The sequence below is a fragment of the Gemmatimonadaceae bacterium genome (assembly GCA_019752115.1).
Taxonomy (GTDB): Bacteria; Gemmatimonadota; Gemmatimonadetes; order Gemmatimonadales; family Gemmatimonadaceae; genus Gemmatimonas.
The window spans coordinates 163,629-186,887 of sequence record JAIEMN010000045.1; the positions used below are offsets into that span (position 1 = coordinate 163,629).

Genomic DNA, 23,259 nt, shown 5'->3' on the forward strand with positions numbered 1-23,259 from the left:
AGGCGGCCGAGTCTACTCGGCTACATGAGCGCGCGGAGCTCGGGGTAGCGCGGGTGGGCGAAGATCGGCTCGAGCCCGGGATGTCGGTGAAACGCGAAACTGTTGATGGCGTCACGCTTGCGGACCGACTCGAACGCATGATCCATCGCCTCGTCGATACGACCGAGATACGTCGCGCAACAGGCGAGCGAGTAGGACGGAATCAGCTGCAGTTGGGCGCGAGCCTGCAATTCAGCGTACGCGGCCTCTGCGCGTGCCCGATCGCCCGCTTGCACATACAGCCCGCACAGCGTGTGGACCAACCAAGGATTCCGACCGAACCGATCGATGCGAGGAATGAGCACGTCGAGCCCGAACTGTGTGGCACCGGACCAGTGCGCCACAAACCCGGCCGTCCAATGCGCGACGAACGCCGTGGGATCCACCTCGAGTGCCCGGCGCGCGAGCGCGAGCGCCTCCTCGTGCGCTCCGATCAGCGCCAGCAGGGCGGCGGAGATGCCGAGCACGGCCACGTTGCGGGGATCCTCAACGGTCGCGCGGCGCAGTTCAGCGGCGCCCTCGTCATCCTGCGCGCCATCGCCGCCCATAATGAGGATCCATCCGGCATACAGCGTGCGAGCCTCCGAATAGCGCGGATCAATCGCCAGTGCTTCTCGGAAGAGGCGCCCCGCCTCGACTCGGTTTCGGATACTCTCAAACGTCAGCATGCCGCCATACGCCACCAGTGCTTCCGGATTGGTCGGCGCGATCGCGTAGGCGCGCTTGGCAAAGGCCATTGCTCGCGGAAGCAGCACATCCGTTCGATCGACGCCTTGCTGAAACTGCAGGCGGCTCGCGGCAGCCATGAGACCCAGCGCCGTTGGATCCTCGGGGGCAACCTCGAGGGCGCGCTCGAGTACGCGTACCGCTTCGTACACCGCGAAGCCACGCTGCGTGATGAGCGCTCTCGCGCGCACGCAGAGCTCGTAGACTTCAACCTCTCTCGTTGTGGCCTTTGCTGGTGGTGCTTCCCGCGGCACCAGCGTCAGCTGTAGCCGCTCCGCAATCGCGGTGGCAATCTCATCCTGCAGCGCGAACACATCCACCAACTCGCGATCGTACCGATCACTCCAGAGCTGATAGTCATCGGCGACGCTCATGAGCTGCACGGTGATGCGTACACGATTGCCGGCCTTGCGTACGCTCCCCTCGAGCACCGCCGAGACATTCAGGGCCTCGCCAATGGTCCGGAGATCGACCTGCTTCCCCTTGAACGAAAACGCGGAGATCTTGGCGGCGACGTGCAGCCCCTCCACGCGTGACAACAGGCCGATGATATCCTCGGCGATGCCATCACCCAGGTACGCGTTCTCCGGATCGGGACTCAGGTTCGTGAACGGGAGCACCGCAATCGATCGCGGTGGCGCCGAGCGCGCGGCCACCTCGGCGGTGGTCGCCGTGCCAAGCTGCTGCAGCCAATCGGCGATCGCGGGCCGATCGATTGGACTGCGCTGCAACGCCTGCTGCAACGCCTTACCGACGGCGCGTGGCACGCCTTCACGCAACGCGGTGACATCGGCGGGCGTCTGCACAAAGCGCTTCGCGATGACCGCCTGCACCGTCGCGCCGGTAAATGGCGGCTCCCCTACGAGCAGCTCATAGAGTACGCACGCGAGCGAGTAGAGATCGCTGCGCCCGTCGACGTGGTCACCAACCGCCTGCTCGGGACTCATGTACGCCGGCGTTCCCACCGTCATGCCGACCTGCGTGATGGTGTCGGTGGCGACTTCGCTCAGCGCCTTGCCGATGCCGAAGTCCATGAGCAGCGCGTGCCCATCCTGCAGCAGGATGTTCTCCGGCTTGATGTCGCGATGCACGACGCCCTGCGCATGCGCGTGCTCGAGCGCGGCGGCGACTTCTCGCGCGAGGCGCACGGCGTCGGCCACCGGCAGCTGCTTTTCCCGGTCGAGCCGGTCGCGCAGCGACTCGCCGCGCACAACGGGCATCACGTAGTACAGCGTGTCGCCCACGCCGCCCGAATCGAAGAGCGGCAGGATGTGCGGGTGCGACAGCCGCGCGGCGAGCTGGATCTCGCGCTGAAACCGCTCGGCGCCGACGGCATTGGCGAGCTCGGGGCGGAGCACCTTGATGGCGACCGCGCGGTCGTGCTTGAGATCGTGCGCACGATACACGGTGGCCATGCCGCCAACGCCGAGCTCGGTGTCGAGGCGGTAACGGTCAGCGAGGGCGGCGGTCAGGCGCTCAGCCAACATGGGCCGGTCAGTCACGGACGGTGCCGTCGGTCTTCGCGGTTGCGTCAGCGCGGCAACCACAAGGGAGCCCCATGGCGGCGCGATGCGCGGCCCAGCGGGGGTCGTTGGAGACCAGCCAGAATTCGCCAAGGAACGCGGCAAAGGCGTCGTGCCGCTTACGGACCTCGGCGAGCGCCGCGAACATGGCGTCGCGGTCACCTGTGACCTGATGCCAGCGGGCCACATCGAGCCATCGCTGGGCGCGCGTGAAGGTCGCGACCTGCCGCAACGCCGCCGCCCGCGCACCGCCGACCTGCCAGGCACTTCGCAGTTCGGCGAGCGGCGCGCCAAAATTGTCGACGCGGCGCTCCAACCGAGTTTGGGCGTCGAAGAAGGTCGTCGAATCGCCGGCCATCGCCGCCCGCAGACTCCGATCGCGCTGAAAGAGCGTTTGGTCGGGGTCGATCTGCCGTACGCTGTCGGCCCAGCGCGCTGCCTCGGTCGTATCACCTGCAAGGATGGTGATCTGATGCATGTTGGCGCGAATCACGGCCGATCGCGGATCGATCTGGAACGCGCGCCGGATCGCCTCGCGCGCGCCCGCTGAGTCGCCGTAGACGTAACGGATATCGTAGAACCACTTGTGGGCGGTCGCGTTGCCGGGCGCGAGCGTGATCGCGCGTCGCACGATGCTGTCGGCCTCATGGGCGCGCCAGTCCTGGACGAGCTTGAGGTAGCCGAGGTTGAGCACGCCCTCGGGCAGCAGCGAATCGATGGCCAACGCCCGGTTCACCGCGCTGCGGGCCGCTGCGAACGTCTCCACCGGTGGGACATCAGAGTAGAACGCCCGCAGAATGTACGCCTCGGACAGTCCCGCCCACGCCTGCGCGTACAGCGAATCACGGGCGATCGCCTGCCGGTAGAGCCCGATGGCTTCGATCAGATCCCGCGTCCCCCGTCGTGCGGCCAGCGCCCGCGCCTGCAGATACAGTTCGTACGCCGCCAGGTCACGCGTTGACGTCGTCGTCCGCTGATTCGCCGCAATGACCTTGCCACGCAGCGCGCCGATCACCGCCTGCGCGACCTCGTCCTGCACCGCGAAGATGTCGGCGGCCGTCTTGTCAAAGGTCTGCGACCAGAGCGAGACGCCGTCGCCGGCCTTCACCAATTGCGCCGTGATGCGGAGACGGTCGCCGGCTCGCTGGACACTGCCTTCCAGGACGGTCGCGACTCCCAGCTGCCTGGCGATCTCGCGCACGTCCTCATTCTTGCCGCGGAAGGAGAAGGCCGACGTGCGGGCCGCCACATCGAGTTCGGGCACACTGGCCAGAGCGCTGATGAGGGTCTCCGCGATCCCATCACCGAAATAGGCGCTGTCCGAGCCACCAATCTCGGTGAAGGGCAGCACCGCCACCGAGGCGCGCGTCGCCGCGGCGGCGTCGGCTTTCGTTTCGCGCCCCGATGCGCTGGTAGGGGCTCGACCAAGCTGCCACCACGCGACCGCGCTGACCGCCAGCAGCGCCGTCGCCACCCACACCATGCGGGCCCGTCCCGAAACAGCAGGACGTTCGCTCGTGGTGGTCTCCTCGAGCGCGGCCAGCACGGCCGCCGCATCGGCGGGGCGCTGCGCCGGGTCCTTGGCGAGACATTGCATCACGACCCGCGCGAGACCGGCCGGCGCGTCGTGTCGCAGCGTGGTGAGCGCCGATGGCGATTCGGCGAGATGGGCGGCCAGCACCCGCTGCACGGTGCCGGTGAACGGTGGGGCGCCCGTGAGCAGCTCGAACGCGAGACACCCCCACGCATAGAGGTCCGCCCGCTGATCCACCGATTCACTGCCGGTGATCTGCTCGGGCGCCATGTAGGCCGGCGTGCCGAGCGAACTGCCCACGCGGGTGAGGGTCACCGCGTCATCGGCCGACGACGTCGGTGACGGGTGCGCTCCGGTCCGCGCGGCTCGTATGGCTTTGGCGATGCCGAAGTCGGCCACCATGGCGGTGCCGTGCGAGAGCAGAATGTTGTCGGGCTTGATGTCCCGGTGCACGACGCCGCGCGCGTGCGCATAGCCGAGCGCGCGCGCCACATCGCGGAGAATGCCGACGGCCTCCGTCAGCGGAATGGGTGTGCCGCTCTGCAGCCGGTGTCGCAGGGACTGGCCATCCACGTACGGCATGACGTAGTACGGCATGTCTGCGGCGACATCCGTCGAGAGGAGCGGCACGATGTTCGCCTGCTGCAACGAGGCCGCCAGCCGGATCTCCCGCATGAAGCGCTCGGCGCTCATCTCGCCCGCCAGATCCGGCGAGAGCACCTTGAGCACGACGGCGCGATCGAGCGCGATGTCGTGGGCGAGGTACACCCGCGACATGCCTCCGCCGCCGAGTTCGCGGTCGATGCGGTAGCGCTCGCCGAGGGCCGCCGTCAGGCGGGAAGGGGCGTCATTCACTCGTGCCAAGTTGTCGTGCGATGGGATGAACGGCCAGTGAATTCGATATGGTCAGACTAGTCAGACCAGAAAATCTGACTAGAATTCACGGTATGTCGGAAGAAATCTCGCTCTATCAGGCCAAGGCGACCCTCTCCGCGCTCGTGCGCGCCGTGCGCGAGGGCGGCGCGTCGTACACCATCACCGTGCATGGGCAGCCGGTGGCGGAGCTCAGGCCCATTGAGCCCAAGCCGCCGCGGAAGCAGACGCTGGCGGAGCGAATCGCGGAGCTCAAGGCGACGGGGCAGATCCTGGAGGGGAAGGGGTCGCCCAAAGATCTCCTCGACCTGCCGCCGCGTCCGTACATCCCGGGTGCACTCGAGCGATTCCTGGAGGAGCGGGAGTGAAGCTCGCGTATGTCGACAGTTCAGTGGTCCTGGCGCGCATCTTCGGGCAGCAGAACGACACCGACCAACGAGGGCGTCTGGCCGCCTTCGACGAGTTGCACTCGTCCGTGCTGCTCGAAGCGGAAGTTCTCAGTGCCGCACGGCGCGAGCGGATGCCGGTCGAGTTCATCATGCTCGATCGCGTCTGGCCGGTGCTGCCCACCCGCTCCCTCCGCCCCGAAATCGAGCGCGTCCTCGCCGCCGGCTATGTCCGCGGCGCCGACTGCCTGCATCTCGCCACCGCGCTCTATCTCACGCCCGATCCCGCCGAGCTCACGTTCCTCACGCTCGATGCGCGGCTGGGGGCGGTGGGGGTGGCTTTGGGGTTCGCGGTTTTGCGGCTATAACGGGTTCAGTGTCGTTGATCGGTCACCGATCAACGACTCTGACCCCTTGATCGCTGACCCCTTGATCAAGCCGACCGGCGCGCGCGCGCCAATCGCTGCACGCCCTCGACGAGCACCTCCACGTCGTAGTGCGCAAAGCTCAGCCGCATCGTATCGGCGAACTGCTCGCGATTCACGAAGCGCGTGCCCGGATGGAACGTGACCCCCAGCTCACGCGCGACCGGCAACAGCTCCACGGCTGACTCGCCAGCGGGGAGCTCTACCCACACGAAGTAGCCTCCCTGTGGCACCAGGAACCGCGCATCGGGGAGCATGTCGCGAAGCGCCTCACACAGCACGGCGGTCCGACGGGCGTACACCTGCTTCAGCGCATCGAGGCCCGCATCCGCGAGCCCGAGTTCGAGCAGGCTGGTCACCACGCCCGACGTGAACGGATTGAGCCCGCCGCCACTCTGCACGAGTCCGGACATCATGAGCGTATCGAGCAGCGCGGCGTCGCCGTGGATCCACCCGAGTCGCAACCCGGGGGCACAGATCTTCGAGAACGACCCGAGCCCCAGCACGCGACCGATGCCATACGTCGCGAGCGGTGGCGGCGGCGGCGCGCCGAAATCGAGCAGCTGATACACCTCGTCGGCCACCACGAGCACGTCATGCGCCGCACACGTCTCGAGCATCGGTTGCCGTCGCTCGGCGGACAGCGTGATACCCGTCGGGTTCTGAAACGACGGAATGGTGTAGAGCAGGACCGGCCGATGCACCGCGAGCGCTTCGTGCAGCGCATCGAGACGCATCCCGTCGCCATCCATGGGGATGCCCACCACGTGCAGCCCGTGATCGCGGAAGACATCGAGCGCCAGGAAATACGTGGGCGCTTCGACGAAGATCGTGTCGCCCGGCTTGGTGAAGCGCGTGCAGATGAGGTCGAGCGCCTGCGAGTTGCCGGTGGTGGTCATCAAGGCATCGGCGTGCACCGACACGCCGTAGCGTCGCGTGAGGAACGCCGCGAGGGCCGCGCGAAAGCCGGTCTCCCCCTGATCGGCGCCATACTGCAGCCATGCCGCGTCGCGTTGCGCGAGAAAGTGATCGGCCGCGGTGCGCAGCGCATCGACCGGGAGCAGCGAGAGCGACGGTTGGCCGTTGCCGAAGTCGATGATCACGCCGAGCTCTGGTTCGCGGGAGTCATGTCGAGCGCTCGAGCCACGTGCGAGGGTGGCAGACGTCGGCCAAGGCAGCGGCGCGACCGATCAGCGTATCGTCGAGCGTCAGCAAGGTCGTCCGATGCTGACGCGAGGTCGCGACGTAGCACGCGTCCGCACCGGCAATGCCCGCCTGCACCGCAACCGATGTGGCGTCGGCAGCCAAGCGCTCATCGATGACCACGAGCCGTGCCGAAAGCGAGGCGATGCGGTCGACGGCCCGCTGGGCACGCGAGACGTCGCCCGTGCGCCGACGCATCGCGCCCCCCACCTCGATCGCGAAGAGCGTCGGCTGCACGAACTGCGCACCCTGCTTCAGGAGTGACAGCAACAGCTGATCCGCGAGTTCGTGTGCCGGTTCATTGAGGCGGAGCGCGGCGATCCAGATGGAGGCGTCGAGCGTGACGGTCGGTGCCATGCGATCGACCATCAGACGTCACGGGCGCGACGATCTTCGAAGAGCTGCTCGACGACGCTTCCCTCAGTCGCCGCATCCCCCATCTCACGGCCCAGGGCCCGGAACGACGCCATCCATTCTTCCGCTCGCCGGAGACGGTCGGCTTCCTCTGCGGATCCTTCGGGATACTGCCCTTGGGGCAGCGTCCCATCGGCCCACTGCTGAAAGAGCGAGGTGGCCACCTCGCGCACCGTTTTCCCCTCGAGGGCGCTCTTGGCCTTCACTCGGCGATACAGGTCGTCCGGGAGCTCGATGGTCGTCTTCATGTGAGAAATATACCCATATTGCTGGGAATATGGGAGGCGCCGACCCTTCAGAATGTCGGTCGCCGCTTCCCGTGGCCCGTCGCCTGCTCCACGGCATGCGCCAGCTGCAGCAGCGCCCAGTCGCCGCGGGGCTTGCCCACGATCTGCACCCCCACCGGCAGACCGTTCGCGCTGAAGCCCCCCGGCACGCTGATGGCCGGGCACTGCATGAACGTCACGTACCAGGCACTTCGCATCCAGTCGATGTACGTGGGCATCTTCACGCCGTTCACCACGGTCGGATACTCGGTGGTGATGTCGAACGGCTCGACCTGTGTGACCGGGCAGACGAACGCGTCGTACTTCCCGAAGAACTGGGTGACGTGTCGCCACATCTGGTTCTGCCGGGCGCTGGCCTTCGCGACATCCGCGGCCGTCTGCCGCTCGGCCTCGGCGATCTCGAACTTCACCGTCTCCTTGAACATCGTGGGATTCTCGCGCGAGAGCTTGGCGTAGCTCGCGTGATACGAGAGGTGTCGCAGCGTGGGGAACGCCTCGTCCACGCCGCTGAAATCGGGCTCGGCGTCTTCCACGAGGCAGCCGAGGTCCACGAACGCCTGACGGTTCGCATTCACCACGCGCGTGATCTCGGGCTCGAAGGGAATGCCGCCCATGCTGGTGAACCACGCGATGCGCTTCCCCTTCATGCTCGCCGCCAGCGGCTTGCGGAAGAGTGCCGGATCATCGGTCAGCGCGGTGGGATCGCCAGCGTGAAAGCCGGCGATGGCCGACAGAAAGAGCGCCACGTCTTCCACACTGCGCGCCATCGGGCCGCTCGTGGAGAGCGGGCTCCACGAGCCGTCATCATCGGGCACCCGCCCCGGCGAGGGACGGAAGCCCACGATGTTGTTCCACGCGCCCGGATTGCGCAGTGAGCCGCCGGTGTCACTGCCGTCGGCGATGGGCACGAGGTTGCAATTGAGCGCACACGCGGCGCCGCCGCTCGAGCCACCCACGGTCTTGTTCAGGTTGAATGCATTGCGCGTGGGGCCGAACACTTCGTTGAAGGTGTTGGAGCCGGCGCCGAACTCGGGGGTGTTGGTCTTGCCGAGCGTGATCGCGCCGGCGGCGCGGATGCGCTTCACGATGAGCGCATCGATGGTGGGGACATTGTTGGCGTAGAGCTTCGACCCCTTCGTGGTGCGAATGCCGGCGGTGTCCACGAGATCCTTATGGGCAACCGGCAATCCGTGCAGGACCCCAAGCGCCTCGCCGCGCGCCTGCTTCTCATCGGCCGCCTTGGCCCAGGCGCGCGCCATGTCGGGGACCAGCGTGACGATGGCATTGACCTTGGGGTTCACGCGGTCGATGCGCGTAAGATGGGCGTCGAGCACTTCACGCGCCGAGACCTGCTTGCGGCGAATGCGCGCCGCGAGTTCGGTGGCGGAGAGCGATGTGAGTTCGTCGGCGGGGGTGCTCGGAGTCTCGGGCATGAGCGGAGTGTCGGCAGACAGCGCGGAAGGGAGCGCGCCGGTGAGGGCAGCGGCGCCGAGGAGCTGGGTGAAGGTGCGGCGGGAGAGGTCGGTCATGGGGTACGAAAGCGAATGGTGAAGCTATTGCCCTTTCGTGAGCGCGAGGCGCCGCCGCAACTCGTCGAGGAAGTCGGTCACCACGACGACGGCGATACTCGAGCCCGCCGGCGAGACCGATCCCAACAGTGTACCGGTCTTGGCGTCGATCGTGGCCAGCGTCGATCCAACGTTCGCCAGTGCGCCCGGCGAAATAGACGCCCACTTGCCAACACCCAAGGTGTCGCGGCGCGCGATCGTCACGCGGTCACTCACCTGCAGCGTCGCGGTGAGGAGGTCGTTGCCGTAGCGATACACCGAGGTCGCACTATCGGGCAGCCACGCCATCTGCGAGACGGAGGCGCCCACCACCAGCACCCGGCGCTCAGGGTGCGCGAGATCGAAGATGAACAGCGAGGCGGCACCGCGTTCGATCTCGGTGGTGGCGAGCCATCGACCGTCGGGCGAGACACGGAGTACACCGAAGCTGCGCAGCGTGAGCAGGCGGCGCGCATTCACCGATGGCGTGAGCGTCAGCTCGCGGATCTCGACGTCGCCAGAGGGGGAACGGACCTGGAGCAACAGGCAATCGCGAGCGCCGCAGGACTCCAAACCATACAGCCCCTCGCCCTTGGGCAACCGGTAGAGCGTATCGACCAGCCCCGTGCCGTCGACGGCCTTCTGCAGGATGACGCCGCCGCCTTCCGTGAGCGAATTGCGCGCGGCCCAGATGATCGCGCGTCCATCCGCGCGCCAGACTGGAAAGGAGCCGGACGTGAAGCCTGGCGAGCGGACCAACGGCTGAACGTCGCCCGTTGCCGACGAGCCGATCAGGATCGAGCCGACGTTTCCCCCCAGGTCCGTGGCGAGTGTGAACTGTGACCCATCCGGTGAAAAACGTGCACCGCCGACGAGGACGCCGAGCGATCGATCGACGCGGATCACCCGCGTCTGGCCATGTGAGATCAACACCGGGTTCGGCGTGCCGCCCGTGGTGACGTAGGCGAGCACGCCGTTCCGCGATACGCCATACAGCGCGCCACCGCCCGTGCGCACCAGCACGTTCTCCAACGCCACCGTTGGCGAACCGACTTCCGCGGTTGCCGCTGGTGAGAACTCCGCGACCCGCAATGACTGATCCTGCCACGACGTCAGCAGGAAATTCGGTGGCACGAACCGTGGCTGGGCGCCCCGTGCGTTCAGCAGCGAAACGGCGCCCGTCTTCAGTGACACCTTTGCGATCCGAAACTCGTCCGGGTTCACGACGCCCGGCGCGATGATATTCACGAGCGCTTCGTCGGCACCGGGCAGCACAAAGGGAAAGGCGAAGAACTCGCCATTCTTCGGCGTCGCCAGCAGCCGTGGAGCCGTGCTGAAGCCGTCCTGCAGATAGAGCCGGCCTTCGCGCAAGAACAGCAGGCGATCGTGTTCGCCCCACGACGATCGGTAGCCGAGGTTGTCCACAATCTGTGGCGTTCCGCCGGCGACGGGTACACGAACGAGTCGGTTCTCCTCATCCTCCAGCGTGAGCCAGTTACCGTCGGGCGAGTACATCGGATTGCCCGTTCCAACGGTGGCTGGCAGTTGTTGAAGACGGAGGCTATCGAGTCGTCGCCGGTAGAGGGAAAGCCCGTTCGGCCCAAGGGCCGGGAACAGGAACTCCCGCCCGTCGGGCGACATGGCGACGCCAACTTGCGTATTGAGCGGTGCCAACACGATCGAATCAGGCAGGGCAAGCGTGAAGCGGGTCGCGGGCACTGACGTCGTCTGGTCTTCGCGTGAGCGCCACGCGAGCCATCCCATCACGATGCAAAGCGCACAGGCTGCGATAAACAGCCACGCCGGCACGCCCCGACGGACGGGGTTCGTCTTGATCGTTGAAGCCACTGGGGGGCTCGGCGGAGCGAGCGCCAACCCACCGGTCAAGGCGTCGGCAAACTTCTGCGCGGTTGCCGGTCGATCAGCCGGCAGCTTCTGCAACGCCGCGAGCACGGCCGCTTCAACATGGGCCGGCACCGTGCTGCGTGTTTGCGCCGGTGGTGCCGGTGGTGCCGGTGGCACCGTGAGCACACGCGCCACGATCGCCTGACTCGACGGCCCACTGAAGGGTGGTTCACCCGTCAGCATTTCGTAGGTGACCGCGCCCAGTGCGTAGACGTCCGCTCGGGCATCGACGGCGCGCTCGCCCATGGCCTGTTCGGGCGCCATGTACTGCGGGGTGCCGAGGGAGAGCCCGGTCTGGGTCATGCGTTGCCCGCCCGCCTGCTGCACTGCGAGGGCGATACCGAAGTCGGCGACCAGCGCATGCCCACCCTGGAGGAGGATGTTCTCGGGCTTGATGTCGCGATGAATCACCCCGCGTTCGTGCGCGTACTGCAGCGCGCCAGCGACCTCGCGCGCCAGACCGATCACGTCCGGAATGGGGAGTTGCTGCTCACGGGTGAGCCGCGCTCGCAACGTCTCGCCCTCCACGAACGGCATCACGTAGAAGAGTTGTCCGTTCGCCTCGCCGCTGTCGAAGAGCGGCAGGATGTGCGGGTGCTGCAGGTTCGCGGTGAGCTCGATCTCCTTGAGGAAGCGTTCGGGGCCGATGACCGCCGAGAGTTCGGGATGCAGCACCTTCAACGCGACCTGGCGATTGTGGCGGACGTCGCGCGCGAGATACACGGTGGCCATGCCCCCTGCGCCAAGCTCACGTTGGAGCTCGTAGCGGCCGGAGAGCCCTGAGGGCAGCGATTCCGATGTCATCGAGGCAAATTCACTCGGGTCTGGTGGTGGCCAGAGACGCCTCCACCTGCTGGCGCCAGTTGGTGATGACGATCAGGCGCGGCCGGGCGTTGAGCCGCCGCAAGCCCGCGAAGTGCTGGCCATCAGGGGCCGCATCGAAATGCTGACGGTTGCTGGCCCCCAGCGCGAAATACGGACCATTCACCTCGTCGTGGCGGCCGGTGACGCGAAGGGTTGCCCCTTCCTCGATCGAGAGCGACCGCATCTGCTCACGCGACGAGAGGTAGAACAGGGTTCGGCCATCCGCGGACCACACGGGCTCACCGCCCTCTTCGATCGTGAGCGGAAGGGGCGCGCCACCGCCCGGGAATGGTCGGGCAACAACCTGGCGTCGCGATCCGCTGGTGCTGGTGTAGCTGATCCAGCGTCCGTTGGGTGACAGCGCGAGATGCTCGACCTGTGTCGTCTCCGTGAAGACGTCGCGCATGGTGCGCGCACCGATGTCGAAGGCGCGAACGGTGCTCCCGTCGAGCACCGCGAGGCGCGTGCTGTCCAGGCTGGCGGCCAGCTGCGTGGCGTTGCCCACGACGCCGACCTGCTCTGCGGTGCCCGTTCCGTCGGCGGGCTGTCGCCAGATCATGCCGGACCCGCTGCGCCACGAGATGAAGTAGACGGACCGGGCGTCGGCGGACCACACCGGTGTGCGGCTCTTCCCGTCGCTCGTCAGCCGCTGGACGGAGCCGGTGGACGGATCGACCACCCCCACGTCGAACGCCCCCTGGGCGCTGACAATCTCCACCGCGATTCGTCTGCCATCGGGTGACCACTTGGGGGAGGCGACGCTCGAGACATTGGTCATGGAGACTGATTTGACGCTGCCGCCCCGACGGTCGAACAGGACCAGATTGCTCCACATGCCATCGTCCATGAGGTACGCCAGTGTGCCCGACGCGGACAGTACCGCTCGCGCGTGCCCCACATTCGGCGCCACGAACACGCCGCGGAGGTGCTCACGAGGCGCCCCCTGCGGCGTAAGGGTCTTCGCGTCGAAGCGCACCGACATCACCGTGCCGCCGAGCGTCACCCAGTAGAGGCGATGGTCGCTGATGCCGAGGGTCATGACCCCTGCCAGATCGAGCGGGCGCGAGGTGTGGGCCTGGAGATCCGCGATCGCCAGCCTTGCCCCGGCGAGGCCGTCGTTGCCCCAGCTGGTGTAGATCGCATGGCGCCGATCGTCGAGTACCAGCGGCCAGCGCATGCTCACTTCACCGCGTTGCCGGTCCACGGCCACCGCCACGCGCCCCGAATCGGAGCCGGTCACACTGGCGACACGCAGGCTGGGGAGCCCGAGGAGCAGCGAGTCGTTGCCCAGCCAGGTCAACTGTTCACCGCGCGCGACAATGTTCGTGGGTTGTCCGCCACGCAGCGAGAGGCGATGGATTTGCCCTGACCCACCCACGCCGTTGCCTTCGGCGTACAACAACCACTCGTCGTCCGGCGACACGTTGAACCAGCCGGCATTCGCCGTTCCCGGAATCGGCGTGATCTCGAGCTTGTCGAGATCGCGGCGCATCGCCTGCGCTTCGCCATTGACCGTACCGCGGAAGATCAACGTGCGGCCGTCGCTGGTGATCGCGAGCGGCGCATAGATGTTGTCAAAGGTGGTGCCGGCCGGAAACTCGACGGTGAATTGTGCCGAGACCGGCAGTTCGTCCGCCGGCGAACCGGCGTGCGGTCGCAGCCATCCCCACGCGCCCACGCTGATCGCCAGCATGAGCGTCGCGACGAGCGCCAGGGTCGGCGTTCGCCCGCCCGCCGTAGGCGGCGCGTCAGGCGGCGACGGTGGCGTACTGGCCGCTGGCATGGCCGTGGTCGGCGTGATCAGCGCCTCCGCAAACTTCTGCGCGCTCGCGAACCGATCCGCCGGCACCTTCTGCAACGCCGCGAGCACCGCGGCCTCGACATGCGCGGGGACGGTACTGCGCGTCTGCGTCGGCGGCGCCGGTGGTACGGTGAGCACGCGCGCCACGATCGCCTGACTGCTCGGCCCGGTGAATGGCGGCTCGCCGGTGAGCATTTCGTACGTCACGGCGCCGAGCGCGTACACATCGGCCCGCGCGTCGACGGTCCGCTCGCCCATCGCCTGTTCGGGCGCCATGTACTGCGGCGTACCGAGCGAGAGCCCTGTTTGCGTCATGCGCTGCCCGCCTGCCTGCTGTACCGCGAGCGCGATGCCGAAGTCGGCGACGAGCGCGTGCCCGCCTTGGAGCAGGATGTTCTCAGGCTTGATGTCGCGATGGACGACGCCGCGCTCGTGCGCGTAGTGCAGCGCGCCGGCGACTTCCCGCGCGAGGGCAATGGCGTCCGGGATACTCAGCTGCTGTTCGCGATCGAGGCGCGCCCGCAGCGACTCGCCCTCCACGAACGGCATCACATAGAACAGCTGCCCGCCCGCCTCCCCGCTGTCGAAGAGCGGCAGGATGTGCGGATGCTGCAGATTCGCGGTGAGCTCGATCTCCTTGAGGAATCGCTCGGGACCGAGCACCGCCGAGAGCTCAGGGTGCAGGACCTTGAGCGCGACCTGGCGATTGTGGCGCACATCGCGGGCGAGATACACCGTGGCCATGCCCCCGGCGCCGAGTTCGCGCTGGAGGTCGTAGCGGCCGGTCAGCGCCGTGCGTAACGCCTCGAGAGTGCTCATGCCGTGCCCGCCGGAATCTCACCGCTCTCCCACGCATCGAGCAGCCGGCCGATCTCCGGATCGGTGCGGAACGCCTCGAGAAAAGGCCCGCCCCACACCCAGAGTGTGAACGGCGGAGTGACTTCCTCGGCGGCGAGCGCGAGCTCACGCCGCACCGCGTCCGTATCACCCAAGCCGACATAGATGTGCAGCCGCGCATGCGCCCCAGCGTACTCGCCGTCGCGGGTCCGGTCGTCGATCTCCGCGAGCAGCTCGTACGCCTCGTCTCGACGGCCGGCCCGCGCGAGCACCAGTCCGCAGACCCCCATGAACGCGGGAGCGCGCGAGACCGCGAGTACGCGCCGCACGAGCGGCAGTGCTTCCGCGTACCGGTTCAGGGCGGCGAGCGCCACCATATGCGTCCACGTCGCGAGCATGTGATCCGCCTGCAACTCCACCGCGCGCCGCGCCGCCGCTTCCGCTGCCGGCAGGTCGCCCAGGATGTACCAGGCACAACTCGACAGCCCAAAAATGAACGGCGAATGCGGATCCGCCTCCTGCGCCCGCGCGACGTGCCGCCGGACCGCCGCCGCGTCGCGCGTCATGGTGTAGAAGAGCGCGCTGTAGATCTGGATGAGCGAATTGCGCGGCGCGCGCTCTTCGGCGCGGACGAACCACGGCCCCGCGTCAACCCAGCGTCGCTCGAAATAGAACTGAAAGAACCCGCGCGCGAACTGCACCTCGGGGAGATCCGGCGCGAGCTGCATCGCGCGCTCCACCGCGGCGCGTGCCGCATCGACATTCTCTTCGCGTCGTGTCCACCCGTAGACGCGCAGAATGCCGTAGCAGTCTGCCAGCCCGCAGTACGCGAGCGCATAGGCGGGATCGAGTGCCGCCGCCTGCGTAAAGGCCTGAATGGCGGCGCGTAACGCTGCCGGCGAGCGTTGCTGAGACAGGTGCCGCCCCCGCAGATACAGCTCATACGCTTCTGCGTTGACCGTGCCCTGCGCGGCCGACCGTGGCACGGGAGCTGACGACTCATCGGCCATCAGTGTGGGCACCAGCGCGCTCACGATGGCGCTCACGATCTCATCCTGAATCTCGAAGACGTCGGTGAGCTCCCGATCGAAGCGCTCCGACCAGAGCTGGTATCCGGTCGCGGCCGCGGCCAGCTGCGCCGTGACCCGCAGCTTGCTCCCCGACCGCCGCACGCTGCCTTCCAACACATGGGCGACGTTGAGCTGCGCCCCGATATCCCGCACATCGAGATCACTCGCGCGATAGCGGAATGCCGACGTGCGCGAGGCCACCTGCAGACCGCGCACGCCCGAGAGTGCGGTCGTGAGATCTTCCGACAGGCCGTCGCTGAAGAACTGATCCTCGCTGTTGCCACTGCGATTGATGAACGGCAGCACCGCCAGCGATCGCTCCGGCGCGGCGGCACGCGCCACAGCGCTCGGCTCAGGCGTGAGCGACGCCTGCAGCGCCGCCACCAGCGCGGCTCCCGTGTCGAAGCGATCGGCCGGTACGCGCGCGAGTGTGCGACTGACCACCCGCCCCACGGTGCGCGGCACCGCGTCGCGAAGCGCGGAGACATCGGCCGGTGTCTGTACGAAGCGCTTGGCGATGATCGCCTGCGTCGTGGCCCCCGTGAACGGCGGCTCCCCGACCAGCAGTTCATACAAGACGCACCCCAGCGTATAGAGATCGCTGCGTCCATCCACGGCATCTCCGGCGGCCTGCTCGGGGCTCATGTACGCGGGCGTGCCCACCGTGACGCCGGTCTGCGTCACGAGTTCCCCTTGCACACCGCTCAGCGCCTTGCCGATCCCGAAATCCGCGAGCAGCGCGTGTCCGTCCTGCAGCAGGATGTTCTCCGGCTTGATGTCGCGATGCACCACGCCCTGCCGATGTGCGTAGTCGAGTGCGCCCGCTACCTCGCAGGCGAGTCGAATGGCATCGGCCACGTTGAGCTGCCGCTCCCGATCCAACCGATCGCGCACGCTCTCGCCGGACACCACCGGCATGACGTAGAAGAGCAGCCCCTCGGCCGCGCCACTGTCGAAGAGCGGTAGGATATGCGGGTGACTCAGTCGCGCCGCGATCTGGATTTCCCGCTCGAAGCGCTCCTGTCCGACGGCTTGCCCGACCTCCCCGCGCAGCACCTTGATGGCGACGTCGCGGTTGTGGCGCACATCCCGGGCAAGGTAGACGGTCGCCATGCCGCCGGCGCCCAGCTCGCGCTGGAGGTCGTAGCGGCCTTCCAGGGCCTTGGCGAACGATTCGGAGACTCCGCTACTCATGACCTGCCGGTGGAGGGGTGCCCCAAGGTTACCGGTGGCTCGCGGCGGTCGCCAATCCGGCGCCGGGGACGTCGCCGATTGCCCGATGTGGTATGATGTGGTATGATTCAGTATGACCAAAGCCGCCAAGATCGCCATCACGATCCCGCCGGACGACCTGGCCGCGGCCGACGCCCTCGCCGCGCGGCTCGGCCGGTCCCGCAGCTGGGTCCTGAGCGAGGCGCTTCGGCGGTTCGTGGCCTTTGAGCAGCTCAGTCAGGCGCTCGATGCGTCGCGCCAGGCGCAGCTGGCGCGGGATCTCCGCTTGTCGGCATCCGACCGCGTCCGTGAAGGGGAGGCGGACGTCGTTACGCTCGGCCCGAGCGGGACCGCGCCAACCAGCGCCCCGCGCACCTTCGCGACGTATGCCGAGTTCGCCGCCTGGCGGCGGCAGCGCGCGCGTGAGTGAACCCACGGCGCGCGTCGCGCGCGTCTGCGCGCTGCTCAATGCCGCCGAGGCGAACTATATGGTCGTCGGCGCGACGGCCATGCAGCTCTGGGGGACATCGCGAGCGACGCGCGATATCGATGTGCTCATCGAACCGACGTTCGAGAACGCCACGCGCGTGCTGGACGCGCTCGCCGCACTGCCCTTCGGCGTGGCACGCGAGGTGGACGCCGAGTCCTTGCTCGCGCGCGGGGTCACGATGATCGGGGATACGCCGAACGTCGATGTCCTCACCCGCGCGTGGAACGTGCGCTGGGACGACGCCAGTCGCGATATCGTGGTGTTCGACGTGGACGGCGTGCCGGTGCCGACGATCTCACTCCCGCTGCTGATCGCATCCAAGCAGACGGGGCGACCGCAGGATATGGCGGATGTGCTGGTGCTACTGGAGATCGTGCGGGCCCGAGGTGCCAGCAACTAGGTGGGCCGATCGAGCGGATTCACCGGGTAGCGGCCATAGCCCGGCAGTCCCACCCGGCGAACGATTTCGTCGAACGCCGGGATGCGCTGCAGCGGTTCGAAGCCGGGCCAGCCAAGCATGTTCGCGAGCAACGTGGGTTCCTTTCTCGCGAGGGCCGTCTCGACCAGGCGCATCGCCTGCTCGGGGTCACCAATGGCCGCCGCCAACGCCGCCATGTTCGTGCACGGCATGAACTCCCGCCGCTCGCGCGCGAACATTTCGTTGAGGATATCCCGGGCGCCCTCATGGTCGCCGCTGCCGGCGCGTGCCAGCCCGAGCATGCACAACGCATTCGACTGACGGCCGGAGACGAGCAGCGCGGCCTGACTCGCGTGGATGGCGGCGTCGTAGTCGCGCCGCGCCAGATGGGCGACCTGCCGCCCAAAGTGCGTCAGGAAGGCATTCGCATCGAGCGCGGCCGCTCGTTCGACCCATCGCAACGCCTCATCACCCTGTCGTGCGGTGCCCAGCAGGACCGCCACGGCGCCGGCGATGATGGCTGATTGAGGGTCGCGCTCCACGATTGCGATCATCGCGGCGACCGCGCGGTCCCATTCGCCGTACATGTGCGCTCGAAGGAACTGCCAGTACCACATGCCACTCTGCAGGTAGTTCCGATCCAGCGCCATCGCCTGCTGAAACGCCTGCTCGGCCGCGTCAATCTTCCACTCGAACATGAGCGATGCCATCGCTTCGATCGCGTGGGCTTCAGCGGCGCCGGGGGCGAGTCGCACAGCGTTGTTCACCGCTTCCCGGACGCGGCCACTGACCGCCGCGGGATCGACATTCCCCCAGTATCCCTGAACGACGTACGCGTTGGCCAACGCCGCCCAGGCGAGACCGAAATCGGGATCGCGCGCAAGCGCGTACTCGAAGCACCGAATCGCTTCGTGCACCGCGCCACCGCGGCGCGCCAGCAATACCCGCCCCTTGAGGTAGGCGTCGTAGGCCTCCAAGTCGGTGGATCCGCGCTGCGCAATCGCCTCCGCCGGCCGCGCCAGCGTCACGTCCAGCTTTCCGGCGATCGCGCGCGCGATTTCGTCCTGCACCGCGAACACATCGGCCGCGTCGCGATCGTACCGCTCGCTCCACATCTGGTAGCCGCGCGACGCATCGGTCAGCTGTACGGCAATGCGCACGCGCGTGCCGGCTCGTCGCACCGATCCTTCCAACACGGTCCGTACCTTGAGCCGCGTGGCCGCCTCCTCGGCAGAGAAGCCCTTGCCCTTGAGGGCAAAGCTCGACGACCGCCCCGCCACCCGCAGCTCCCGATTCTGGGCCAGCGCGCCGAGGATTTCCTCGGTGATACCATCGGCAAAGAACTCGTTGTCGGGATCGGTACTGAGATTCGCGAATGGCAATACCGCGATCGACCGCTCTTCGGCCTGCGCCACGGCTTCATCCGGAGCCCGCAGCGCCTCGGCGAAGGCCGCACCGGTCTCGAAGCGATCGACCGACGTGCGCGCCAGCGCGCGCTGCACCGCACGGGCGACCGGCTTGGGAATCCCCTCTCGCAGCCCCGCGACGTCGGCCGGCGTCTGCACGAAACGCTTCGCGATCACCGCCTGCACCGTCGGCCCGGTGAACGGCGGTTCGCCCACCAGCATTTCGTACAGCACACAGCCCAGCGCGTAGAGATCGCTCCGGCCGTCCACCGGATCACCCACGGCCTGCTCGGGGCTCATGTAGGTCGGCGTGCCCAGGCTCGCGCCCGCCTGCGTCAGCGTCTCGCCTCCCAACTCGCCCACGGCGCGGCCGATGCCGAAATCGGCGACCAGTGCGTGCCCGTCCTGCAGCAGAATGTTCTCGGGCTTGATATCGCGGTGAATGACACCGTGCGCATGCGCGTGATGCAGCGCCTCCGCGACCTCGGTCGCCACGCGCACGGCTTCCGGCACCGGCAGCACCGCCACCTCATCCAACCGATCGCGCAGCGAGCGGCCGCGTACGCGCGGCATCACGTAGTACAGCATGCCGTCGGCGTCGCCGGAATCGAAGAGCGGCAGGATATGCGGATGACTCAAGCGGGCGGCGAGCTGAATTTCGCGCAGAAAGCGCTCCGCCCCCACCGACTGCGCGATCTCCGGCCGCATGACCTTGATCGCCACCTCGCGTCCATGCCGCACGTCCTGCGCGAGATACACCGTGGCCATGCCCCCCGCGCCCAGTTCGCGCTGGAGGTCATACCGCCCAGCCAACGCCGTGCGTAATGCCTCGATCACGCGTCCCGCGGCGTGGACTTGCCCACGATGATGGTGATGTTGTCGCTGCCACCGCCGTCCAGCGCTTCCTGGAGCAGCTGCTCGGCGGCCTGCTTCGCGCTCGTCATCGTCGCGAGGATCTCGCCGATGCGCGCATCGGTGACGTGCTTGGTGAGGCCGTCCGAGCAGAGCAGGTGGCGGTTGTTCCAGTCGAACGCGTGCTTGGTCACCACCGGCATCGACTTGTCGGCGCCGATCGCGCTCGAGAGGACGTGGGCCAGCGGCGTGCGGGCGGCGTCGGCTTCGCTGAGCACGCCGCTTTCGACGAGATCCTGCGCCATCGTCTGGTCGCGCGTCATCTGCCGCAGCACGCCGTCGCGCCACACGTAATAGCGCGAATCGCCCACCTGCAGGAGGTAATACCACGGCCAGACGGCGAAATACATCGTGAGCGTGGTCGCCATGGTGCCGGCCACGCCGCGATCGTCGCGATGGGCCCGCACGGCCTCATGCGCGCGCTGCGCGGCCGCCTGAAGCAGTGCGGTGAATTCGCCCTGACCATCCGCCGAGCCGTAGTACGCGGTGAGGCTGCTTTCGACGTAGCGCATCGTGGCCTGCAGCGCGATGGCGCTCGCCTCGGCGCCGCCGACACCCCCGCCGACGCCATCGGCGATCATCGCCAGCAGCGCGAGCCGCTGCGGGTGGTCAGGCAGGCTCTCGCCATCATTGACGAGGTTGCTGCTGAGCACCTGCATGCGCTGATGGATGTTCGCGATCAGGAAGTGATCCTGATTTTCTCGTCGGACCTTTCCCGCGTGGGAGAGGCCACAGACGTCGATTTCGTCGTCACGCGGACGACGCGGTGGGTTCGGCAGCACGCTCATGGCACCATCTTCAAAGACAGGATGGCCCAAACTGCAGACGGATACGGCGGGGGGAAAGCCCTCCCCTACACGGTGTGCAGACTTTCCTGCTTTCGCCGCCCGTCCCATAGCGGCATCGTGCAGCTCCCCCCCAAGGAGGCGCAGATGACCGCCACCACGACCCGCTCCGCGGAGTTCCTGAGTCGCTTCGACCCCGTCCTGACCCCGACCGGCCCGCTGCTCGTGGCCAGCGACGCGAGCCCGGCATCGGATGCCGCATTCCCGATGGCTCGCGCCCTCGCGCTGCACACCGGCGCGAGTGTGCAGGTCATCAGTGCGCTCCGTCCAAATGCGATGCCGACGTACGCCTTCGATGCCGTCCCCTATCCAGTGGTGCCCACGCCTGAGGTCCTCGAAGGGCGCGAGACGCTGGTGAAATCGCAGATGGCCCGCCTCGTGCCGGCGGCCGCGCCGTGGCCGGTGACGGTGCGCACCGGCGATCCGGTCCGTGAGATTCTCGACCTGGCCAAAGCGCATGACGCGCGACTCATCGTGGTCGGGCGCGGGCGGCACGGCCTGCTCGAGCGCGTGCTCGGCGGTGAATCGGTGCTGCGCCTGCTGCAGCTGGGCGAGACGCCGGTGCTGGCGGTGGAGCGCACCCTCGAAGCGCTGCCCCGCCGCATCGTGATCGCCACCGACTTCAGCGTGTTCAGCATTTACGCCGCGCAGGTCGCGCTCGACCTCGTGGCGCCGGATGCCCACGTGGAGCTGGTGCACGTGGCGCCCACGCTCACCGACAGCGGGCCGGTGCTGCGCGATTTCGCTCGGGAGTATCGCGAGCAGGCGGCGGCGAGCTTCGCGCAACTGATAGAACGACTCGCGCGGCCCGGGATGCAGTTCACCTCGCTGCTGCTCGACGGCAACGCGTCGACGCGGCTTGTGGACCATCTCACCGCCACCGAAGCCGACCTGATGGTCACGGCGACCCACGGCTATGGCTTCCTGCGCCGCATGGTGCTGGGCAGCGTGGCGGCGGAACTTGTCCGCAGCGCTCCCTGCTCACTCCTCTGCGTGCCGGGCAGTGCGCGCACGCTGGCCGCCGCGCGGGCTCAGGCCACCGCCCTCAACGACTGCACCCGCGTGCTCTCGATGGAGCGGCTCGACGCGGAACTGTTCGAGCTGAGTGTGCGCAACACCGGGCGCGGCTGCACGGTGGAGGTGAGCCAGCGGGCCATCGGCATCAAGCCGCTCGGCCATCACCTCCCGCTGGTCGGGCTGTCGTTCGACGCGCAGTCCCGGGATCTCGCCCTGATGTTCGGCGCGTCCTCGCTCGAAGGCGCACACCTGTCGCACATCGTGCCGGGCGTGCTCACCGTGGAGCTGGTGACGGACGGACATGGGCGCGATCAGGTGCTCAAGATCGCGCATGAGGGGGGGATGACGTTGGTAATGCTGGAGTGATAGACCTAGTGGGCGGATAGCAACCCCTGAGAGCTCAGGCGGGAGGCATCAGGGGGGAGAGCTCAGGACTGCGGCAGTCCTGAGCTCTCCCCCCTGACGTTCTGCCCCCTGAACTCTCGGGGGTTCCTCACCACGCACCACTCACGCCGTGGTATAGACAAACCCACCTTTCGCCGCAAACCGCACCGTCACAAACGCCCCCTGCGCGACATAGATATTGCCGCTCCGTTCGCAGCGGATCACATCGACCACCGCGTCGAACGCGGCGGCGGTGAGACGGATGCGCGAGCGCGGGACGAGCGGCGCGCCGGAGAAGAAGCTCACGCCTTCGAGCGACAGATTGCGGAGGCGGATGTCGATCGCGTCGCCTTGCCACTGGAGCTTCATCGTGCCCCAGTCGGCGCGGGATACGCGCGGGAGCCGGCGGCGGTCGTCGCCCGACGGTCCGGCAGTGGGGGCCGCCGGGCGCACGCGGGTGAGGGGGACCTCACAGCGCAGGCAGGCGAGCTCGCTGACGGGATTGCCGCCGCCGCAGAAGGGGCAGGTGCGGACATTCGGCGCACTGGCCGGCGGCGTGTCCCGACGGGGCGGTGGCGGCGGCGCCGCCGAGCCGCGGGCTTCGGCGCCGGTGCGCGGCTTATGGCCGGCGCGGGCGCGCTTTTCATCGTACGCGGCGCGGCGGACGGGGTCGCCCAGCACGGCCCACGCTTCGTTCAGCAGGACGGCCTGATCATGGTCGCCCCCCTGATCGGGGTGATGCTTGACCATGAGCGCCCGATACGCCGCCCGCACGACCTCGGCGGGGGCATCCGGCTGCACATGCAGCACGCGGTAGTAATTCCGGCGGTTCACGTGAGAATAGACGCGCCGGACGGGACCAACGGCACGAAGCGGTCGCCGCTAGCCTGAACGGCCCTTAATCCAGCCGGGCGCGCTTGCTGCCGTGGAACGCCTGGGACCGGACGTTGGCCATGATGCGCTCCATGTCCTCCTCATAGCGCGCCCGTTCCTCGGGCGACCAGAGCTCGACATTGGCGGCGGCCCGAATGGAGGCCAGCATCTCATCGACCAGCTCGCGGAGCCGCGGGTTATGGCGCCGCTCCGGCCCGGTGTGGGATTGGTGGGAGGGGGTGTGAGGCATGGTACAAAGTTGGCGGCT

18 protein-coding genes are annotated in these 23,259 nt (G+C 67.8%); 5 read left to right on the forward strand and 13 right to left on the reverse strand.

Annotation, left to right across the window (positions count from 1 at the left end; translation table 11 throughout):
* Positions 1–20: 20 nt before the first annotated feature.
* Positions 21–2,267 carry a protein kinase gene (locus K2R93_18600; protein MBY0491857.1) on the reverse strand — a complete coding sequence of 749 codons (2,247 nt, stop codon included), beginning with the start codon at positions 2,265–2,267 and terminating at the stop codon, positions 21–23.
* On the reverse strand, positions 2,260–4,677 hold the full coding sequence (locus K2R93_18605) for a protein kinase (protein ID MBY0491858.1): 2,418 nt from the start codon (positions 4,675–4,677) through the stop codon (positions 2,260–2,262). Before K2R93_18605 ends, K2R93_18600 begins: the two co-directional genes overlap by 8 nt.
* A 92-nt stretch (positions 4,678–4,769) precedes the next feature.
* Between K2R93_18605 and K2R93_18610 the strand changes: the two genes are divergently transcribed.
* Positions 4,770–5,063, forward strand: a complete 294-nt coding sequence (locus K2R93_18610; GenBank protein ID MBY0491859.1) for a type II toxin-antitoxin system prevent-host-death family antitoxin — start codon at positions 4,770–4,772, stop codon at positions 5,061–5,063.
* Positions 5,060–5,449, forward strand: a complete 390-nt coding sequence (locus K2R93_18615) for a PIN domain-containing protein (protein ID MBY0491860.1) — start codon at positions 5,060–5,062, stop codon at positions 5,447–5,449. Before K2R93_18610 ends, K2R93_18615 begins: the two co-directional genes overlap by 4 nt.
* 65 nt (positions 5,450–5,514) lie before the next feature.
* Here K2R93_18615 and K2R93_18620 read toward each other — a convergent pair whose 3' ends face one another.
* The 7 genes from K2R93_18620 to K2R93_18650 are packed head-to-tail and all read right to left on the reverse strand — an operon-like array spanning position 5,515 to position 16,628.
* A complete protein-coding gene (locus K2R93_18620; protein MBY0491861.1) occupies positions 5,515–6,609 on the reverse strand; it encodes a PLP-dependent aminotransferase family protein in 1,095 nt (364 codons plus the stop codon).
* A 22-nt stretch (positions 6,610–6,631) separates the two neighbouring features.
* Positions 6,632–7,066: a PIN domain-containing protein gene (locus K2R93_18625; GenBank protein ID MBY0491862.1), complete on the reverse strand. Its 435-nt coding sequence runs from the start codon at positions 7,064–7,066 to the stop codon at positions 6,632–6,634.
* Between the two features lie 11 nt (positions 7,067–7,077).
* Positions 7,078–7,371, reverse strand: a complete 294-nt coding sequence (locus K2R93_18630) for a hypothetical protein (GenBank protein ID MBY0491863.1) — start codon at positions 7,369–7,371, stop codon at positions 7,078–7,080.
* 47 nt (positions 7,372–7,418) lie between these two features.
* The gene (locus K2R93_18635; protein MBY0491864.1) at positions 7,419–8,939 is read right to left on the reverse strand and encodes a hypothetical protein; all 1,521 of its coding nucleotides are present in this window, start codon (positions 8,937–8,939) and stop codon (positions 7,419–7,421) included.
* Between the two features lie 24 nt (positions 8,940–8,963).
* Positions 8,964–11,666 carry a serine/threonine protein kinase gene (locus K2R93_18640; GenBank protein ID MBY0491865.1) on the reverse strand — a complete coding sequence of 901 codons (2,703 nt, stop codon included), beginning with the start codon at positions 11,664–11,666 and terminating at the stop codon, positions 8,964–8,966.
* A gap of 10 nt (positions 11,667–11,676) precedes the next feature.
* Entirely contained in the window at positions 11,677–14,346 is a 2,670-nt protein-coding gene (locus K2R93_18645) for a protein kinase (GenBank protein MBY0491866.1), read from the reverse strand.
* Positions 14,343–16,628, reverse strand: coding sequence for a protein kinase (locus tag K2R93_18650; protein MBY0491867.1), 2,286 nt, complete (start codon positions 16,626–16,628; stop codon positions 14,343–14,345). The genes K2R93_18645 and K2R93_18650 overlap by 4 nt, the downstream gene beginning before the upstream one ends.
* A gap of 112 nt (positions 16,629–16,740) precedes the next feature.
* On the opposite strand from K2R93_18650, the gene K2R93_18655 reads away from it, so the two are divergent.
* Positions 16,741–17,076 carry a ribbon-helix-helix protein, CopG family gene (locus K2R93_18655; GenBank protein ID MBY0491868.1) on the forward strand — a complete coding sequence of 112 codons (336 nt, stop codon included), beginning with the start codon at positions 16,741–16,743 and terminating at the stop codon, positions 17,074–17,076.
* Positions 17,033–17,536 carry a nucleotidyl transferase AbiEii/AbiGii toxin family protein gene (locus K2R93_18660; protein ID MBY0491869.1) on the forward strand — a complete coding sequence of 168 codons (504 nt, stop codon included), beginning with the start codon at positions 17,033–17,035 and terminating at the stop codon, positions 17,534–17,536. Before K2R93_18655 ends, K2R93_18660 begins: the two co-directional genes overlap by 44 nt.
* On the opposite strand, the gene K2R93_18665 is transcribed toward K2R93_18660, so the two are convergent.
* The gene (locus K2R93_18665) at positions 17,533–19,797 is read right to left on the reverse strand and encodes a protein kinase (GenBank protein ID MBY0491870.1); all 2,265 of its coding nucleotides are present in this window, start codon (positions 19,795–19,797) and stop codon (positions 17,533–17,535) included. The two genes, K2R93_18660 and K2R93_18665, sit on opposite strands and share 4 nt — an antisense overlap.
* The gene (locus K2R93_18670; GenBank protein MBY0491871.1) at positions 19,794–20,660 is read right to left on the reverse strand and encodes a protein phosphatase 2C domain-containing protein; all 867 of its coding nucleotides are present in this window, start codon (positions 20,658–20,660) and stop codon (positions 19,794–19,796) included. The genes K2R93_18665 and K2R93_18670 overlap by 4 nt, the downstream gene beginning before the upstream one ends.
* Positions 20,661–20,804: 144 nt before the next feature.
* On the opposite strand from K2R93_18670, the gene K2R93_18675 reads away from it, so the two are divergent.
* Entirely contained in the window at positions 20,805–22,100 is a 1,296-nt protein-coding gene (locus K2R93_18675) for a universal stress protein (GenBank protein ID MBY0491872.1), read from the forward strand.
* Positions 22,101–22,241: 141 nt separating this feature from the next.
* Here K2R93_18675 and K2R93_18680 read toward each other — a convergent pair whose 3' ends face one another.
* Both K2R93_18680 and K2R93_18685 read right to left on the reverse strand, forming a co-directional pair.
* Positions 22,242–22,952 carry a J domain-containing protein gene (locus K2R93_18680; GenBank protein ID MBY0491873.1) on the reverse strand — a complete coding sequence of 237 codons (711 nt, stop codon included), beginning with the start codon at positions 22,950–22,952 and terminating at the stop codon, positions 22,242–22,244.
* Positions 22,953–23,016: 64 nt separating this feature from the next.
* Positions 23,017–23,241 (reverse strand): hypothetical protein, encoded by a 225-nt coding sequence (locus K2R93_18685; GenBank protein ID MBY0491874.1) that lies wholly within the window; start codon positions 23,239–23,241, stop codon positions 23,017–23,019.
* Positions 23,242–23,259 lie beyond the last annotated feature (18 nt).